This is a genomic window from Streptomyces sp. NRRL B-24572 (genome assembly GCF_002156145.1).
Taxonomy (GTDB): domain Bacteria; phylum Actinomycetota; class Actinomycetes; order Streptomycetales; family Streptomycetaceae; genus Streptomyces; species Streptomyces vietnamensis.
Genome location: NZ_MWIG01001036.1, coordinates 533 through 842 on the forward strand (window position 1 = coordinate 533; position 310 = coordinate 842).

Consider the following 310-nt stretch of genomic DNA (forward strand, 5'->3'; position numbering starts at 1 on the left):
GAGCGCGGCCCCGATCCGCAGCCGTCGAGTGTCGTACGGTCTGCCGTGCCGCGACGCCCGCGTCACGGTCTGCCCGCCAGGTCGTCCAGTTTCCCGAAGACCAAGGTCACGGCGCCACCGCCGCCGCCCGAGGACCGAGGTCACCAGAAGCGAGTACGAGGCGCTGAGCAAGCAGGGCCAGCGGATCATGTTCGCGATCTACGTGCTCCTCGCCGGCGGCGGTGGCGCCGTGACCTTGGTCTTCGGGAAACTGGACGACCTGGCGGGCAGACCGTGACGCGGGCGTCGCGGCACGGCAGACCGTACGACA

At 70.6% G+C, this 310-nt stretch carries 1 protein-coding gene; it reads left to right on the forward strand.

Translation table 11 applies throughout. From position 1 onward, the window contains the following. Window positions 1-277: hypothetical protein (locus CCN56_RS44040; RefSeq protein ID WP_218779506.1), on the forward strand; the 277-nt coding region annotated here is incomplete at its 5' end. Window positions 278-310 lie beyond the last annotated feature (33 nt).